Source organism: Halalkalibacter alkaliphilus (genome assembly GCF_023555415.1).
GTDB classification, from domain to species: domain Bacteria; phylum Bacillota; class Bacilli; order Bacillales; family Bacillaceae_D; genus Halalkalibacter; species Halalkalibacter alkaliphilus.
On sequence record NZ_JAKRYL010000055.1, the window covers coordinates 1 to 1,463 of the forward strand.

The following is a 1,463-nucleotide window of genomic DNA, read 5'->3' on the forward strand; positions in this document are numbered from 1 at the left end:
AGCCCCCTAACTCATTTGGACACCTACTTCTTAAAATATTAAAATGAAGTTAACTAAAGGAGGAGCCAAAATGAAAAGAAGAGTGGGGCCAATAGAAGACGTTAAAAAACAATATGTTCGTATGGCAATTGAGTCTGGAAACTCATCACATATTGCTCGAAAAATAGGTGTAAGTACGTCCACTTTTGGTGGGTGGATGAAAGTTTACCGAGATGAAGTAGAAAAAGAAATGAGCGACGAAGGGATAAGTCCGCTTTCCGACTCTTCTTCTACCCAAGATCTACAGACTAAGTACGATCATGCCATGAAACTGCTAGGTGAAAAAGAACTTGAAGTAGCGATGCTTCGTGACATGCTAAAAAAAAAGTAATCGAGCTTTCTGAGCGAATAGATTATGCGCGTGAGTGGATTGAGCATGGTTTTCCGGCAAAACGCGTTTTAAAGATTGTTTCGGTTAGTCGTTCGACTTATTATTATAGATTGGCTCATCCTCCTTCGAAAAAATCAGCTACAGGAGGGCGACCAATCCCTGGCTTTTCAAGAAATAAAAAAGGGAAAAAAGTGAAGGATTCAACGATAAAGAACTATTTATTAAAGCTCATTGGAGGCAAAGAAGGGGTTTATGGCTATCGAAAGTTAACTCGGTGTTTACAGCGAAAATATCATCTTAATGTCAATAAAAAGAAGGTGTATCGTCTTTGTAAGGAGCTCGATATTCTACTACCTCAGCGTGAAAAGAAACAAAAGTATCCTAGACGTTTAGCTAAAAACCGTATTGTGACAGGTTCTAACCAACTATGGCAGCTAGATATCAAATATGGATACGTGACATCTTCTCGTCGTTTTTTCTATTTGGCTAGTGTAATAGATGTCCATGATCGAGGAATCATAGGGCATTATCGAGGAACCGTTTGCGAAGCCAAACACATCACAAAAATGCTTCAGAAAGCACTAATGACAAGAGAAATCCATGCTTCTGAAGACATTCAGTCACTTATTATTCGAACAGATAATGGACCGCAGTTTATTAGTAAGCATTTTCAAGAGTTTTGCATGACTCAACAAGTCGAGCATGAGAGAATACCTCCAAGCTCACCAAATATGAACGCCTACATTGAATCATTTCATAGTATTTTAGAGCGTGAGTGTTATCAACGTAATGAATTTATCACGTTTGAGGATGCTTATTCTTGTGTAGATGAATTTATCCAGTTTTATAATGAAGAGCGATATCATGGGAGTTTAAACGACTACTCACCATTAGAATATTATCAAAAGTGGCAAGCTGGAGAAACCAAACAAGTAGAACAAGCTATGTAAAGAAAAATTCCTATTGGTCGAGACGAACAGATTTCTGTTCGTCTCGACCAATAGGCCAGTAAGCGTAAGCGCGCTAGAGAGATGAAAAACTAAATAAAAAGCAGAAATCATGAGCCTGTGTCCAAACTTAGGGGGTTGAACCG

The 1,463-nt window shown here is 38.6% G+C and carries 2 protein-coding genes; both read left to right on the forward strand.

The features are described 5' to 3' along the window. Positions 1–70: 70 nt before the first annotated feature. A complete protein-coding gene (locus MF646_RS23020) occupies positions 71–370 on the forward strand; it encodes a transposase (RefSeq protein ID WP_250098833.1) in 300 nt (99 codons plus the stop codon). Positions 371–387: 17 nt separating this feature from the next. Beyond that, complete coding sequence (locus tag MF646_RS23025) at positions 388–1,320, forward strand: IS3 family transposase (RefSeq protein ID WP_338035534.1); 933 nt, start codon at positions 388–390, stop codon at positions 1,318–1,320. Positions 1,321–1,463 lie beyond the last annotated feature (143 nt).